This window comes from Parahoeflea olei, from assembly GCF_001703635.1.
Taxonomy (GTDB): Bacteria; Pseudomonadota; Alphaproteobacteria; order Rhizobiales; family Rhizobiaceae; genus Hoeflea; species Hoeflea olei.
Window position 1 is genome coordinate 416,989 of record NZ_LQZT01000012.1, and the last position, 13,514, is coordinate 430,502.

The following is a 13,514-nucleotide window of genomic DNA, read 5'->3' on the forward strand; positions in this document are numbered from 1 at the left end:
GTCATGAGCGGGTTCACCACGCGGCGCGCATTGTTCGTGCTGCCAGACGGCATCACCTATCTCGACGGCAATTCGCTCGGCCCGCTGCCCAGGGCGGCAGCCGAACGGGCGCGGGCGACGGTGGCCGACGAATGGGGCCCGCTGCTGATCACCGGCTGGAACAAGGCCGGCTGGATGGACCTGCCGCGCAAGCTCGGCGACCGGATCGGAAAGTTGATCGGCGCGCCGGAGGGCTCCACCGTGGTGGGCGATACGCTCTCGATCAAGGTCTACCAGGCACTGGCCTCGGCGCTGGAACTCAGGCCCGAGCGCCGCGTCGTGCTGTCGGACAGCGGCAATTTCCCGACCGACCTGTACATGGCCAAAGGCCTGCTCGACAGTCTCGGCAAGGGCCACGAACTCAAGGTGGTGGACCCCGAAGCGGTGGCCGACGCCATCGACGAGAGCGTCGCCGCCATCATGCTGACCCAGGTCGACTACCGCACCGGGCGGCTCCACGACATGAAGGCGCTGACCGAAAAGGCCCATGCCCATGGCGCGCTCGCGATCTGGGATCTTGCCCATTCCGCCGGTGCGCTGCCGGTGGACCTGACCGGCTGCGACGCCGATTTCGCGGTCGGCTGCACCTACAAATATTTGAACGGCGGCCCGGGTGCGCCGGCCTTCATCTTCGTGCGCCCGGACCTGGTCGACCAGGTGCGCCCGGCGCTGTCGGGCTGGCTCGGCCATGCGGCACCCTTTGCCTTCGATCTTGACTACCGTCCGGGGGACGGCATCAGCCGCATGCGGGTCGGCACGCCGCCGGTGATCCAGATGGCGGTGCTCGACGCAGCCCTCGATGCCTTCGAGGGCGTCGACATGGCGGATCTGCGCGCGCGCTCGATCGAGCTCAGCGAACAGTTCATCGCCGAGGTCGAAGCGGCCTGCAGGGACGTGACGCTTGCCAGCCCGCGCGATCCGGCCCACCGTGGCAGCCAGGTCTCGTTCCGCCATCCCGAAGGTTATGCGGTGATGCAGGCGCTGATCGCCCGCGGCATCATCGGCGATTTCCGTGCGCCCGACATCATCCGCTTCGGCTTCTGCCCGCTCTACAACACGGCCGAAGAGGTGAGCAGGGCGGCGGCCGCCATCGGTGAGATCGTCGCCACCGGCGAATGGGACCGGCCCGAATTCAGGACCAGGAAAGCGGTGACGTGAGATGAGCCAGGGCACGGACTACGATCCCTCGCAGGAGGGCGCCACGATGAATTTCGACGGACGCATGTCCTATGGCGATTATCTCAGCCTCGGCGACGTGCTCGGCGCGCAGCGGCCCCGCACCGACGCCCATGACGAGATGCTGTTCATCATCCAGCACCAGACCTCCGAGCTGTGGATGAAGCTCGCCATCCACGAGATCACCGCTGCCCGCACCCATATCAGCCGGGACGAGCTGCAGCCGGCGATGAAGACGCTGGCGCGGGTGTCGCGGATCTTCGAACAGCTCAATTCCGCATGGGACGTGCTCCGCACGATGACCCCGGCGGACTACACCCATTTTCGCCGCAAGCTCGGCCAATCCTCCGGGTTCCAGTCCTACCAGTACCGGCTGATCGAATATGCGCTCGGCAACCGCAACCACGCGATGATGCGCCCGCACGCGCATGTGCCCGATGTCCTCGCGATGCTTGAAACCGAGCTCGACCGGCCGAGCCTCTATGACGAGGTTTTGCGGCTCGCCCGCCGGCGCGGCATCGCCATGCCGGATGCGGTGATCGCGCGCGATGTGCGCGCGACCCACGTCCTCGACGAGGGGGTCATCGCCGGCTGGAAGCGCGTCTACGAGGCGCCGGACCAGCATTGGGCGCTCTACGAGGTCGCCGAAAAACTCGTCGATCTCGAAGATTATTTCCGGCGCTGGCGTTTCAACCACGTGACCACCGTCGAACGCGTGATCGGGCTCAAGCGCGGCACCGGCGGCACGGGCGGTACCTCCTATCTCAAGCGCATGCTGGATGTGGAACTGTTTCCCGAACTGTGGCGCGTGCGCACCGAACTGTAACCACCGGGTTGGTTGCCAGGGGCAACATGTTTTAGACTTGAAAGATACAATGGGTCGGATAGTCTCGCTTACCGGCTGATCTTCGGGACGGTGCCTGGTCCCGATGTTCGCAGCAGGCTTCGCCGGAGCCGGCATTGGAGAGTGATTTGGACACGCGTGCGGAAATCAGACTGCCGACCAGCGAATTGCGCGACGACCTGCCGTTTTACACCAAGACGCTGAAAATGCGCCTCGACATGATCTACCCCGCCGACAATCCCGAGGTGGCGGTGCTGTCGGGCCACGGCTTGCGCATCCGCATCCAGAAGGGTGCGCCGGAAGCGCCGGGCACGCTCAGGATCCTGACCGAGGACCCGGACGGTTTTGCGGAAGGCCAGCGCGAACTGGTGGCGCCGAACGGCACCCGGATCGAGATCGACGAGCTCAATCCGCCGCTGGTGATGCCCGAGACCGAGCATGCCTTCGTGGTGCGCCGGCTGGCCGACCAGGCGCCCTGGATCATCGGCCGCGCCGGCATGGCCTATCGCGACCTGGTGCCTTCGCGGCTCGGCGGCGCGATGATCGCCTCGCATATCCGCGTGCCCGACGGGCCGGTGCCCGACATGGTGCATTACCACAAGGTCGGCTTCCAGCTGATCTTCTGCATCCATGGCTGGGTCGACGTTCTCTACGAGGACCAGGGCGGCATCCGGCGGCTGCATGCGGGCGACTGTTTCATCCAGCCCCCGCAGATCCGGCACAAGGTGCTGCATGCCGCCGACGGCATCGAGGTGATCGAGATCGGCGTGCCGGCCGAGCACATCACCGAGATCGACCACGACATGGAGCTGCCGACGCCGCAGGAGCGGCCGGAGCGGGAGTGGGACGGGCAGCGCTTCGTCCACAGCATCGGCAAGGACGGCGTGTTCAAACCGTTCCGGGTGCCGGGCTTCGAGGCGCGCGACACCACCATCAACGCAAACACCAAAGGCGTGGCCTCGGTGATGGTCGCGCGCCCTTCGGGGCCTGCCAGCCCGGTCTGGTCCCGGCACGACTGCGACATCCTGTTCAATTTCGTGATGTCGGGCTCGATGGTGCTCGAAGGCGAGGGCAAGGCGCCCTACCGTCTGGAAAAAGGGGACGCGTTTGTCATTCCGCCGCGGATGGCGACGCGCTACAGTGAACCCACCGATGACCTCCAGTTGCTGGAGGTGACGCTTCCCGGTTCGTTCGAAACCGAGATCGTCGACGAGATCTGAGCGCTTTGATGGCAGCCCGCGGGCGCTCGAGGGACTAAAGGGCCGAACAAAAACTGGGAGCAGTTGAATGAAAAAGACAACATTTGCATTGGCCGTTGCGGGCCTGCTCGCCTCGAGCGCCGCAGCCCTTGCCGAGGACACCAAGGTCGGTCTTCTGATGGACATCACCGGCCCGATCGCCAGCTTCATTCCGCCGCTTCAGAACGCGGCCAACCTCGCCTTCAAGCAGGTCAACGAGCAGGGCGGCCTTCTCGACGGCCAGGCCGTTCCGGTGTTCGGCGACACCACCGGCTCGTCGCAGGGCGCGGTCGATGCCGCCGGCAAGCTGATCAATGTCGAGAACGTGCCGATCATCATGGGCGCGCTGATGTCGGGCACGACCATTTCCGCAGCCGAAGCCGCGGCGATCCCCGCGGGCGTGGTGCAGGTTTCGCCGACCGCCACATCGCCGGCGATGACCGATATTGAGGACAACGACCTTCTCTACCGCATCGTCCCCTCGGACAACTTCCAGGGCAAGGTGCTGGCCAAGATGGTGATGGACGAGGGCCTGAAGAAGGTCGCCGTCACCTATGTCAACAACGACTATGGCGTGGGCATCGGTGGCACCTTCGTCGAGGCCTTCAAGGCGCTCGGCGGCGAAGTGGTGGCCGAGGTCAAGCACGAGGAGAAGAAGAACTCCTACCGCTCTGAACTGGCAACGCTTTCCAAGGCCGGCGGCGATGCGCTGGTGGTCATCGCCTATGCCGGCGACTCGGGCGGGAAGATCGTCAAGCAGTCGATCGAGGGCGGCCTGTTCACCAAGTTCGTCGGCACCGACGGGCTGCGTGACGAGGCGCTAATCGCCGATATCGGCGCCGAAGCGCTGGCAAGCTCGTTCTTCTCGGCCCCGACCTCGCCCGCCGACAACCCGAACCAGGCCAAGCTGCACGAACTCTACAACGCCGAATATGGCGAAGGCGCCGACAAGCCCTTCGTCGACCAGACCTATGACGCGACTTTCCTGACGCTGCTGGCGGTCGAAAAGGCGGGCTCCGCCGACCGTGCGAAAATGGCCGAAGCGCTGCGCGCCGTCGCCTCCGCACCGGGCGAAAAGGTCGGCCCGGGCGAATGGGAAAAGGCCAAGGCGCTGATCAAGGAAGGCAAGGACATCGACTATGACGGCGCCGGCGGTGCCTATGACTTCGATGAGCACGGCGACGTGGCCGGCTATATCGGCAAGTTCGTGGTCGACGGCGACAAGTTCAAGCAGATCGCCATCGTCCAGTAAGCCCGTCCGCGCACGGCAATCTGGCCCCTTCCCGCACCGTCGGGGAGGGGCTGTTACAAGAGCGATCCGCCGGGCTCCAGCCACTGGACCGGAAAGGCATCGCCGGCGGCCACCACCGGCTGCGACAAGGGGAACAGATGATTTCAGTCGACCATGTGAAGGTGAGTTACGGCGGCCCCAATGTCGTCGATGACGTCAGCTTCGACATTCCCGCGGGCCGCATCACCGGGCTTATCGGTCCCAACGGCGCGGGCAAGACCACGATGTTCAATGCCATTGCCGGCCATGTCGGGCTCGCGAGCGGGCGCATCCTGCTCGAGGGCAGGGACATCACGCCGCTTCAGCCGCATGAGCGCGCCGCGCGCGGGCTTGCCCGGACCTTCCAGATCCCGCACGAGTTCTCGCACCTGACCGTGATCGAGAATTTCATGGCGGCCGCGGCCACCCCGATCGGCGAGAACGTGTTCAATGTGATCTTCCGGCGCGGGCGGTTTGCCGCCGAAGAGGAGGCGACCTACCGCGCTGCGCGCGAGATGGTAACCTTCCTGGAGATCGACCACGTCAAGGACGAGAAGGCCGGCAATCTCTCGGGCGGCCAGAAGAAACTTCTGGAGCTTGGCCGGGCGCTGATGCGCAAGCCCAAGATCATCCTGCTCGACGAGATCGGCGCAGGCATCAACCGCACGCTTCTCGCCAAGATTTCCGACAAGATCCTGCATTTGAACAAGGAGCAGGGGCTCACCTTCTGCCTGATCGAGCACGATCTCGATTATGTCTCCAAGCTCTGCGACGCGGTGATCGTGATGGCGCAGGGGCAATTGCTGATGGAAGGCACGGTCGACGAGGTGCGCCAGGATGCGCGCGTGATCGAGGCCTATTTCGGCGGCGGCAAATACGAGGCCCAGCCATGACTGCATTGCTACAGGTCAAGGGGCTCACCGCCGGCTATGGCGGCGTCCCGATCATCGAAGGTGTCAATCTCGATGTCGCCGAGCACGAAATCGCCGTCATCATCGGCCCCAACGGTGCCGGCAAGTCGACGCTGCTCAAGACCATCTTCGCGCTCACCGCGCGCTCGGAGGGAAGCGTCTCGTTTGCCGGGTCCGACATCTCCGCGCTGAAGACCGCGGAACTGGTGCCGCTCGGCATTTCCATGGTGCCGCAGAGCCGCAACGTGTTCCCGACGCTGACGGTGGACGAAAACCTCGATGTCGGCACCTATGCGGCGCCGCCGCGCGACAAGGACGCGGTGCGCGAAAAGGTGCTGGAGCTGTTTCCCGACCTCCGCGACAAGCTCGGCCAGGCGGCGGGCGAACTCTCGGGCGGGCAGCGGCAGATGGTGGCGATGGGCCGGGCGCTGATGAGCGAGCCGAAGCTTCTGCTGCTCGACGAGCCCACGGCGGGCCTGTCGCCCGCCTATCTCGAGATCATCTTCGATCTGCTCTTGAACATCCGCAAGGGTGGCGTGACCATCCTGATGGTCGAGCAGAACGCCAAGCAGGCGCTCAGGATCGCCGACAACGGCCATGTGCTCGTCAGCGGCAAGAATTTCGTATCAGGAACGGGAGAGGCGCTGCTCAACGACGATGCGGTGCGGCGCTCCTTCCTCGGGGGTGCCTCGGCATGATCGACTTCATCAATCTCTATCTGGTTCCAGGCCTTGCGATCGGCAGCGTCTATGCGCTCGGCGCGGTCGGGATCTCGATGATCTTCGGTATTTTGCGGTTTGCGCATTTTGCCCATGGCGACCTGATGACGCTTGGCGGCTACGGCGTGCTGACCGCGGTCTGGCTGATCCCGGTCAATCCGCTGCTGCTGCTCCCCTTCGGCATCGCGCTTGCGATCGTGGCGGCGCTGGCGGTCGACGAGTTCTTCTACAAGCCCTTGCGCAAGCTGCCGACGATCTACACCGTGATCGCCTCCTTCGGCGTGGCGCTGATCTTCCGCTCGCTCGCGCAGCTGTTCTGGAGTTCGGGCAACCAGGTGTTCACCTCCGGCGTGCGCATGCCTATGGTGCTGTTTGACACGTTCCGGATTTCGGAATTGCATGCGCAGGTGATCGTGCTCACAGTGGTGATCGCCATTGCGCTGCATTTCTTCCTGACCCGCTCCAAGCTCGGCCGCGCGATGCGCGCTGTCTCCGACGAGCCGGAACTGGCGGCCGTCGCCGGTCTCGACACCGAGAAGGTGGTGCGCTGGACCTGGGTGATCGGCGCCTCGCTTGCCGCCATCGCCGGCGTGTTCGCCGGCATGGACACGAGCATGCACCCGAATCTCGGCTGGAACCTGCTCTTGGCGATGTTCGCCGCCGCCGTGCTCGGCGGCATCGGCAAGCCGATGGGCGCAATTGCCGGCGGGCTGATCATCGGCATCGCCGAAGAGACCGTGACCTTCACCTGGTTCTCGGACGACGCCTTCATCTCGCCCTCCTACAAGTCGGCGGTAGCCTTCTTCATCATGGTGGCGCTGCTTCTGTTCCGCCCGCAGGGCCTGTTCAAGGGGAGGCTTCTGTAATGGAGATCACCGGGCTTCTCTTCTATCTCGTCAGCGTGCTGATCGCCGGCGGCATCTATGCGGTGCTGTGCCTCGCGCTCAATGTGCAGTGGGGCATGGGCGGGCTGTTCAATGCGGGCATCGCCGGCTTCTTCGCGGTCGGCGCCTATGCCTCGGCGATCGTGACCACGGCCGCCTCGAGCAAGCATCTGGGCGGCTTCGCGCTGCCGATCCCGTTCGGTCTGCTTGCTGCCATGATCGTGGCCGGCGTGACCGGCTTCGTCGTGGCCAAGATCTGCGTGCGGCTCAAGAGCGACTATCTGGCGATGGCCTCGGTCGGCATCGCCGAGATCCTGCGGCTGGTGATCGTCAACGAATCCTGGCTCACCAATGGCAGTCTCGGCATTGCCGGCGTGCCGCGTCCGTTCGGCAACCTGGTGCAGGGCCGGGCGGCCGATCTTCTCTATCTCGGCGTCGTCTGGCTCTGCGTGGCTCTCGTCTACATCCTCTGCCAGCGGCTCTATGTGAGCCCTTGGGGCCGGACGCTGAGGGCGATCCGCGACAACGAGGATTCGGCGCGCGCGGCGGGCAAGGATGTCGACTGGTTCCGGCTGCAGACCTTCGTGATCGGCTGCGCGCTGATGGGGCTCGCGGGCGCGCTGTCGGCGCATTACTTCAAGTTCCTGTCGCCCTCGGCGACCGAACCGCTGCTGGTGACGTTCCTGGTCTGGGTGATGCTGATGGCCGGCGGCTCGGGCAACAACCGCGGCGCCATCGTCGGCGCGCTGGTGATCTGGTTCATCTGGTCGGCGACCGAGATCATCACCAGCCGGCTGCCGCCCGAGTGGATCACCCGCTCGTCCTATATCCGGATGCTGCTCGTGGGGCTTCTGCTGCAATTCGTGCTGCAGAAATTCCGCTCCGGCCTGGTGCCGGAAAAATCCCCGAAGATCAGGTCGGACTGAGGCGGCGCCGGATCAGGCTTCTTCCTCTTCCGGCAGGAACGAGACGAGCTTGGCGCGCACCGCGTCGGGCCAGGGGATCGAGCTGTGCTCGTCGAGCTGGCTTGCGGCGAGCACCTGCCGGCTGGTCCAGCGCTTCTCGCCCTCGCACAGCACCGTGTGCTCGACCGTCATCGAGGAGCGGCCGACCTTGGTCACGGTCAGCTCGAAGGTGAGTGTGTCGCCGAAGAAGGACGGCTTCGAGAAATCGCAGCTCAGATGCACGGTCGGCGTGCCCCACCGCTCTTTCCAGATGATCTCGTGCCAGGGAAAGCCGATCCAGGACCAGAACTCCTCGTTCACGCCGTTCAAAAGGTTGAGATAGGACGGATAATAGGCCGTGCCGGAAATGTCGCAGTCGCCGAAGTGAAGCATGCGTTCGGTGGTGAAGCTTACGGCCATGGCGGTTCTCCTCCCAGATGGTCGTTTTCGGGAAGGACATGTGCCATGCCGCGTCCAGCGAGGCAACCGCCGCGCCGATGCCGGCCAAGCTTGGCCGCTCCCTTCTTGAGCGGGATATCGATGCCGGACACGAAAAAGCCGCAGCCCGGATCAGGGCTACGGCTTCGGTGCGTCTCGCGGGGCTGCCGGGAGCGCTACTTCATCGCGGCCAGGATCGAGCGCTCGATGTCCTCGATCTTGCTGTTCGACAGCGTCTTCGGCAGTTCCAGCATGATCTTGTCGGTCACGCTGGAATGCAGGCTGGGACGGGTCTCGCCCAGCGTGTCGGGATCGAGCACGAGGATGAGGTCGTCGAAGCTGTGGGACTGGGCCTGATCATAGAGATGATTGGCCAGGATCTTGGCGAAGGTCGCCTCCATCGATTCCTTGGGGGAGGTGTCCGGTGGTTCTTTGCCTGCCGGCCCCTCGTCTGCAAGATCGCCGGGTTCGAGATCATATTCATGATGCAGCTTGAGGTCGCCGCCCTTGCCGGCATTGCGGTAGATGTTGGCGCCTTCGCCGGTGCCGACGACGATCAGGGTTTTGTGGGGAACGGGAAGATGGGACATGGGTCCTCTCCATAATCAGGGGAATGGGGAGCCATCGCTCGGCGAACGGCTTGGACGGGGGAGGCCGGTGGCCGCCCCCACGCCTGGGGTCAGGCACGACCGTGGATCAGGCCGCGTCGGCCTTGCGGCGATGGTGCTCGCCCTCGCGCACTTCCTCGATGATCTTGGCGACGAAGGCCTCCAGATCCTTGGGCGAGCGGCTGGTGATGATGCCGTTGTCGATGGCGATTTCCTTGTCGATCCACTTGGCGCCGGCATTTTCCATGTCGGTGCGGATCGAGTGGTAGGAGGTCGCTTCGCGGCCCTTGATGACGCCGGCCTCGATCAGCAGCCAGGGCGCGTGGCAGATGGCGGCGACGATCTTGTCGCCGGTCACGAAGTCGCGCACCAGCATGACCGCGTCCTTTTCGACGCGCAACAGGTCCGGGTTGATCTGGCCGCCGGGCAGGACGAGCGCGATGTAGTCGTCGACCTTGACCTCGGAAATCTTCAGGTCGGCCTCGATCGAGGCGCCCCAGTCCTTGTCGTCCCAGCCCTTGATCGGCTTGCCGTCGAGGCTTGCCACATGCACCGTGGCGCCGGCCTTCTTCAACTGCTCAAGCGGATATTCGAGTTCCGACTGTTCGAAGCCGTTGGTGGCCATGATGAGAATTTTTGCGTTTTCCATTTTGGGCATGGGAAACCTCCTTGGTCTGGTGAACATCTACCCGCCCAACGCGGGTGAGCCGGTTGGGTTCCGGATTTTGGCCGGCAAAGGCCGGCTGCGCGAAAATGTCTCAGCCGTGGCGCAGCGCTTCGATCAGTTCGCCCTTCGACATCGCCGAGCGTCCCTCGATGTCGAGGTCCTGGGCGCGCTTGTAGAGTGCGTCCTTCGTCCAGTCTTCGTAAGCCGCCGCCCGGCCGCCCTTCTCGGACGGATGCTGGCTGTCATTGGCCTGGGCGTTGGCGATGCGCGCCGCCTTCTCCTTGGAGGCGCCGTCTTCGCGCAGGGCCTCATAGGTGTCGCTCTTCTTGACGGATGCGCCGTGTCTGCTGCGGGCCATGGTGGTTCTCCTGTTCCGGTTGGGGTGGTGGCGAAGTGGCTGATGCGCCGACGGGCGCGCTATGCCTCTCCGGAAAGGCGGGCGATCGCGGCCTCGACCTCATCGAGCAGCGGATCCATCTCTCCGCCACGGTCGGCATGGGAGCGGGCCTGCAATTCGGTGCGCATGGCGTTCAAGGTCTCGATCCGCTCGGCGACCGGGGCGGGCGACATCAGCACGGCTTCGATGTCGTCGGCGGTGGTGGTCTGGGCGATGCCGTCGAGGTCGGCGTCACCGCCGACCTGCACGTCGACCGGATCGATCATGGAACTGTTTTTCAGAACGGGCATGGGTGTCTCCTGTGTTGCAGGAGATCAACGCATCGGCGGGGTCCGGGGTTCCGTGCACGCGCCTCGTGACGCGTGGCGTGCATGCGGCGGGCCGGAAGCGGGCATGGAAAACGGGGGCGCCGCCCGTGCCGCAGTCTGTCACGGGGTGGGGGAGCCCGAAAAGGCGGGATGGCTTCTCAGGCGGCGGGCGTGCGGCAGGCTTCGAGCGCCTCGGCCAGGATTTCGGCGTCGCCGATCTGATTGGCGAGCACCAAGATCAGCCTTGCGTTGAGCGCGGCGCTTTCATCGTCGGAGAGGCCCTCATGGGCGCGGATCAGCTTTTCGTAGAACTCATCGGGGGCGGCGATGTTGAGTGCGGTCACGAGCTTTGCCATGGGTCAGTCCTTTCCGCAGGCCTTGCGCAACGCCGCACGCAGGGCTGCCTCGTCATAGTTCTCCCAGCGCGCGGCCACATGCTGGTCGGGCCGGATCAGATAGACAGCCGACGCCGCATCGCCGAGATAGCGCTCGCGCAGCGCGCCGGAGGCATCGTCGGCGGCGCCAAGGGCCAGGCGGCGGGCGACGACGCCGTCTTCCTCGATGCTTTCGGGCGCGGCTGCGTCCAGGGTCAGGATCACGAAACCGTCGCCCAGGCGGTCGAGCAGGTAGCCACCCTCGAGCGGCGCGTCGGCGCAGGCGCTGCCGGGGCGGCTGCGCGCCGGGCTGCCGGCTAGCGCATCGGGTCCGTTGAGCGACAGCCCGTCATAGGTGCAGGGCACCGAGAGCCGGCCGGAATTGACCAGGCTGCGGGCAAAGGGCATGTGTTCGGCGAGATCCAGCACGGCGTTGCGGAAGATATGGCTGGTCTTCGATTTCGGCGTGATGAAATCGGTCGCGCGGGTGGAATTGAGGATGTTCTCGTCGGCGCCGTGGACGCGCTCCTCGTTGTAGCTCTCAATCAGGCTGGCCGGTGCCTGCCCGGACATCACCAGGCCGAGCTTCCAGCCGAGATTGTCGACGTCCTGCATGCCGGAATTCGCCCCGCGCGCGCCGAAGGGCGAGACCTGGTGGGCGGAGTCGCCCGCAAAGATCACGCGGTTGTGGGTGAACTTGCGCATGCGCCGGCACTGGAAGGTGTAGATCGACGACCAGACGATGTCGTACTCGACCTCCGGGCCGAGCATGGCGTCGAGCCGGCGGCGGATGTTCTCGGGCTTCATTTCCTCCTTGCGGTCGACGTCCCAGCCGATCTGGAAGTCGATGCGCCAGACATCGTCGGGCTGCTTGTGCAGAAGCGTCGAGGCGCCGGATTTGAACCAGGGCTCGAACCAGAACCAGCGCTCGGTCGGAAACTCCGTCGATTTCATGCGGATATCGGCGATCAGGAAGCTGTCCTGGAACACGCGGCCCTCGAAATCGAGCCCGAGCATGGCCCGGATCGGCGAGCCGGCGCCGTCGCAGGCGATCAGCCAGTCGGCCTCGAGCGCATAGGGGCCGTCGGGCGTCGTTATCGCGATCCTGACATGGTCGCCCGCATCCTCGACCGCGTCGATGCGGTTCTTGCCGCGGATCTCGATCGGCGCGCCGCGGGCGCGTTCGGCCTCGATCTGGTCAAACAGGAAGCGCTCGAAATAGGGCTGCTGCAGGTTGATGAAGGCGGGGAATTTGTGGCCGGTTTCCGGCAGCAGGTTGAACTCGAACACCTGCCGGTCGTCATGGAACACCTTGCCGACGTTCCAGACCACGCCCTTCTCGAGCATCGCCTCGCCGCAGCCGTAGCGATCGGCGATTTCGAGCGCGCGTTTGGAAAAGCAGATCGCGCGGCTGCCCATGCCGATGCCCTCGTGGTCATCAAGCACCAGCACGGGAATGCCCTGGCGGCCGAGGTCGAGCGCCATGGCAAGCCCGATCGGCCCGCCGCCGCCCACCACCACCGGGTGGCGCACCGGCGCCGGCGCATCCTGGTCGGCGGAGCGTGCATAGGGATAGACCCGGAAGGCCAGCGTGTAGCGATCTTGCAGCATCGGTTTCCTCCTCGCCGCCGAATTCTGGTTGTCCGGTCAGCCTTGCAGCGCCGCCCACATGTCCTTGTCGCGCTCGGCAGTCCAGATCCGTGGCGTGTCGATGCCGCGGGCCTCGTCATAGGCGCGCGCGACATTGAACGGCAGGCAATGCTCGTAGATCGCGTAGTCGGAGAATTTCGGGTCGCAGGCCGCGCGCACCGCATCCCAGGCTTCCTTGAGCGAACCGCCGCGGGCGACGATCTTCGCCACCGGCCGGTAGGTGCTCTCGACGAAATCGGCGGTGGAGGCGAGTGCCTTGGCGACCATCTCTTCGCCCACCAGCGCATCACCGCGGCCCGGCGCGATGCTCTTCGGCTCGAAGGCCGCGATATTGGCGAGCGTTTCCGGCCAGTCGGCAAAATGGCCGTCGCCGCAGTAGCAGGCGGATTTGTATTCGACGATGTCGCCGGTAAACATCACCTCCTGGTCGGGCACCCAGATCACCGCATCGCCCGCGGTGTGGGCGCGGCCGATTTTCATGATGTCGACGCGGCGGCGGCCGAGATAGACCGTCATCACCTCCGAAAACGTGGTGGTGGGGCGGGTGAGCCCGGGGATTTCCTCATGGCCCTGGAACAGGCGCGGGAAGCGGCCGAATTCCGAGTCCCAGTCTTCCTGGCCGCGTTCCTCGACCATGGCCGCTGCCGTGTCGGACATGATGATCTCGCGCGCGCCATAGGCCGAGGCGCCGAGCACGCGCACGGCGTGGTAATGGGTGAGCACCAGGTGGCTGATCGGTTTGTCGGTGACAGAGCGGACGCACTCGATCACCTTGCGCGCGAGCCGCGGCGTGGCCTGGGCCTCGACGATCATCACGCTGTCGTCGCCGATGATCACCCCGGTGTTCGGGTCGCCCTCGGCGGTGAAGGCGTAAAGACCCTCGCCGATTTCGGTGAAGCTGATCTTCTTGTCTTCCATGTCGCCTTGCGACGCGAATGCCTTGGCCATGTCGTTTCCTTGTCTGTCTTGGTCCCGGCGGGGGCGCCGAGGGGGCTTTCCGGTGCGTGCGGCCGCCTGGCGCGGGGCGGGAGCCCTGCGTGTGTTGCT

16 protein-coding genes are annotated in these 13,514 nt (G+C 65.2%); 8 read left to right on the plus strand and 8 right to left on the minus strand.

Features of this window, described 5'->3' with window-relative positions:
* Positions 1-3: 3 nt before the first annotated feature.
* The 8 genes from kynU (at position 4) to AWJ14_RS10545 (ending at position 8,007) form a co-directional block, all read left to right on the plus strand.
* Positions 4-1,197 (plus strand): kynureninase, encoded by a 1,194-nt coding sequence (gene kynU / locus AWJ14_RS10510; RefSeq protein WP_066178202.1) that lies wholly within the window; start codon positions 4-6, stop codon positions 1,195-1,197.
* Position 1,198: 1 nt separating this feature from the next.
* Positions 1,199-2,041, plus strand: a complete 843-nt coding sequence (gene kynA, locus AWJ14_RS10515; RefSeq protein ID WP_066178204.1) for a tryptophan 2,3-dioxygenase — start codon at positions 1,199-1,201, stop codon at positions 2,039-2,041.
* 146 nt (positions 2,042-2,187) lie between these two features.
* Complete coding sequence (locus AWJ14_RS10520) at positions 2,188-3,279, plus strand: cupin domain-containing protein (protein ID WP_066178207.1); 1,092 nt, start codon at positions 2,188-2,190, stop codon at positions 3,277-3,279.
* Positions 3,280-3,346: 67 nt separating this feature from the next.
* Positions 3,347-4,549 (plus strand): ABC transporter substrate-binding protein, encoded by a 1,203-nt coding sequence (locus tag AWJ14_RS10525; RefSeq protein ID WP_066178211.1) that lies wholly within the window; start codon positions 3,347-3,349, stop codon positions 4,547-4,549.
* A gap of 137 nt (positions 4,550-4,686) precedes the next feature.
* Positions 4,687-5,460: an ABC transporter ATP-binding protein gene (locus AWJ14_RS10530; RefSeq protein ID WP_066178215.1), complete on the plus strand. Its 774-nt coding sequence runs from the start codon at positions 4,687-4,689 to the stop codon at positions 5,458-5,460.
* A complete protein-coding gene (locus AWJ14_RS10535; protein ID WP_066178219.1) occupies positions 5,457-6,176 on the plus strand; it encodes an ABC transporter ATP-binding protein in 720 nt (239 codons plus the stop codon). Before AWJ14_RS10530 ends, AWJ14_RS10535 begins: the two co-directional genes overlap by 4 nt.
* Positions 6,173-7,063 carry a branched-chain amino acid ABC transporter permease gene (locus tag AWJ14_RS10540; RefSeq protein ID WP_066178221.1) on the plus strand — a complete coding sequence of 297 codons (891 nt, stop codon included), beginning with the start codon at positions 6,173-6,175 and terminating at the stop codon, positions 7,061-7,063. Before AWJ14_RS10535 ends, AWJ14_RS10540 begins: the two co-directional genes overlap by 4 nt.
* Positions 7,063-8,007 carry a branched-chain amino acid ABC transporter permease gene (locus AWJ14_RS10545; RefSeq protein ID WP_066178223.1) on the plus strand — a complete coding sequence of 315 codons (945 nt, stop codon included), beginning with the start codon at positions 7,063-7,065 and terminating at the stop codon, positions 8,005-8,007. Before AWJ14_RS10540 ends, AWJ14_RS10545 begins: the two co-directional genes overlap by 1 nt.
* A 12-nt stretch (positions 8,008-8,019) precedes the next feature.
* Here the strand turns inward: AWJ14_RS10545 and AWJ14_RS10550 are convergent, their stop codons facing one another.
* The 8 genes from AWJ14_RS10550 to AWJ14_RS10585 all read right to left on the minus strand — a co-directional run bounded on the left by AWJ14_RS10550 (position 8,020) and on the right by AWJ14_RS10585 (position 13,415).
* Positions 8,020-8,445, minus strand: a complete 426-nt coding sequence (locus AWJ14_RS10550) for an acyl-CoA thioesterase (RefSeq protein WP_066178226.1) — start codon at positions 8,443-8,445, stop codon at positions 8,020-8,022.
* 194 nt (positions 8,446-8,639) lie between these two features.
* Complete coding sequence (locus AWJ14_RS10555; protein ID WP_066178229.1) at positions 8,640-9,053, minus strand: host attachment family protein; 414 nt, start codon at positions 9,051-9,053, stop codon at positions 8,640-8,642.
* A gap of 106 nt (positions 9,054-9,159) precedes the next feature.
* The gene (locus tag AWJ14_RS10560; RefSeq protein WP_066178232.1) at positions 9,160-9,729 is read right to left on the minus strand and encodes a type 1 glutamine amidotransferase domain-containing protein; all 570 of its coding nucleotides are present in this window, start codon (positions 9,727-9,729) and stop codon (positions 9,160-9,162) included.
* A gap of 100 nt (positions 9,730-9,829) precedes the next feature.
* Positions 9,830-10,096, minus strand: a complete 267-nt coding sequence (locus AWJ14_RS10565) for a DUF7218 family protein (RefSeq protein ID WP_066178237.1) — start codon at positions 10,094-10,096, stop codon at positions 9,830-9,832.
* A 59-nt stretch (positions 10,097-10,155) separates the two neighbouring features.
* The gene (locus AWJ14_RS10570; RefSeq protein ID WP_066178240.1) at positions 10,156-10,425 is read right to left on the minus strand and encodes a hypothetical protein; all 270 of its coding nucleotides are present in this window, start codon (positions 10,423-10,425) and stop codon (positions 10,156-10,158) included.
* Between the two features lie 176 nt (positions 10,426-10,601).
* A complete protein-coding gene (locus AWJ14_RS10575; RefSeq protein ID WP_066178242.1) occupies positions 10,602-10,799 on the minus strand; it encodes a DUF2783 domain-containing protein in 198 nt (65 codons plus the stop codon).
* A gap of 3 nt (positions 10,800-10,802) precedes the next feature.
* Entirely contained in the window at positions 10,803-12,428 is a 1,626-nt protein-coding gene (locus AWJ14_RS10580; RefSeq protein ID WP_066178245.1) for an FAD-dependent oxidoreductase, read from the minus strand.
* A 36-nt stretch (positions 12,429-12,464) separates the two neighbouring features.
* Positions 12,465-13,415: an MBL fold metallo-hydrolase gene (locus AWJ14_RS10585; protein WP_066178248.1), complete on the minus strand. Its 951-nt coding sequence runs from the start codon at positions 13,413-13,415 to the stop codon at positions 12,465-12,467.
* Positions 13,416-13,514 lie beyond the last annotated feature (99 nt).

Excerpts from the sequence above, each read along its gene's own strand:
- kynU (WP_066178202.1), top strand. The coding sequence starts at position 4 with ATGAGCGGGTTCACCACGCGGCGCGCATTGTTCGTGCTGCCAGACGGC.
- kynA (WP_066178204.1), top strand. The coding sequence starts at position 1,199 with ATGAGCCAGGGCACGGACTACGATCCCTCGCAGGAGGGCGCCACGATG.
- AWJ14_RS10525 (WP_066178211.1), top strand. The coding sequence starts at position 3,347 with ATGAAAAAGACAACATTTGCATTGGCCGTTGCGGGCCTGCTCGCCTCG.
- AWJ14_RS10530 (WP_066178215.1), top strand. The coding sequence starts at position 4,687 with ATGATTTCAGTCGACCATGTGAAGGTGAGTTACGGCGGCCCCAATGTC.
- AWJ14_RS10535 (WP_066178219.1), top strand. The coding sequence starts at position 5,457 with ATGACTGCATTGCTACAGGTCAAGGGGCTCACCGCCGGCTATGGCGGC.
- AWJ14_RS10540 (WP_066178221.1), top strand. The coding sequence starts at position 6,173 with ATGATCGACTTCATCAATCTCTATCTGGTTCCAGGCCTTGCGATCGGC.
- AWJ14_RS10545 (WP_066178223.1), top strand. The coding sequence starts at position 7,063 with ATGGAGATCACCGGGCTTCTCTTCTATCTCGTCAGCGTGCTGATCGCC.
- AWJ14_RS10550 (WP_066178226.1), bottom strand. The coding sequence starts at position 8,445 with ATGGCCGTAAGCTTCACCACCGAACGCATGCTTCACTTCGGCGACTGC.
- AWJ14_RS10555 (WP_066178229.1), bottom strand. The coding sequence starts at position 9,053 with ATGTCCCATCTTCCCGTTCCCCACAAAACCCTGATCGTCGTCGGCACC.
- AWJ14_RS10560 (WP_066178232.1), bottom strand. The coding sequence starts at position 9,729 with ATGCCCAAAATGGAAAACGCAAAAATTCTCATCATGGCCACCAACGGC.
- AWJ14_RS10565 (WP_066178237.1), bottom strand. The coding sequence starts at position 10,096 with ATGGCCCGCAGCAGACACGGCGCATCCGTCAAGAAGAGCGACACCTAT.
- AWJ14_RS10570 (WP_066178240.1), bottom strand. The coding sequence starts at position 10,425 with ATGCCCGTTCTGAAAAACAGTTCCATGATCGATCCGGTCGACGTGCAG.
- AWJ14_RS10575 (WP_066178242.1), bottom strand. The coding sequence starts at position 10,799 with ATGGCAAAGCTCGTGACCGCACTCAACATCGCCGCCCCCGATGAGTTC.
- AWJ14_RS10580 (WP_066178245.1), bottom strand. The coding sequence starts at position 12,428 with ATGCTGCAAGATCGCTACACGCTGGCCTTCCGGGTCTATCCCTATGCA.
- AWJ14_RS10585 (WP_066178248.1), bottom strand. The coding sequence starts at position 13,415 with ATGGCCAAGGCATTCGCGTCGCAAGGCGACATGGAAGACAAGAAGATC.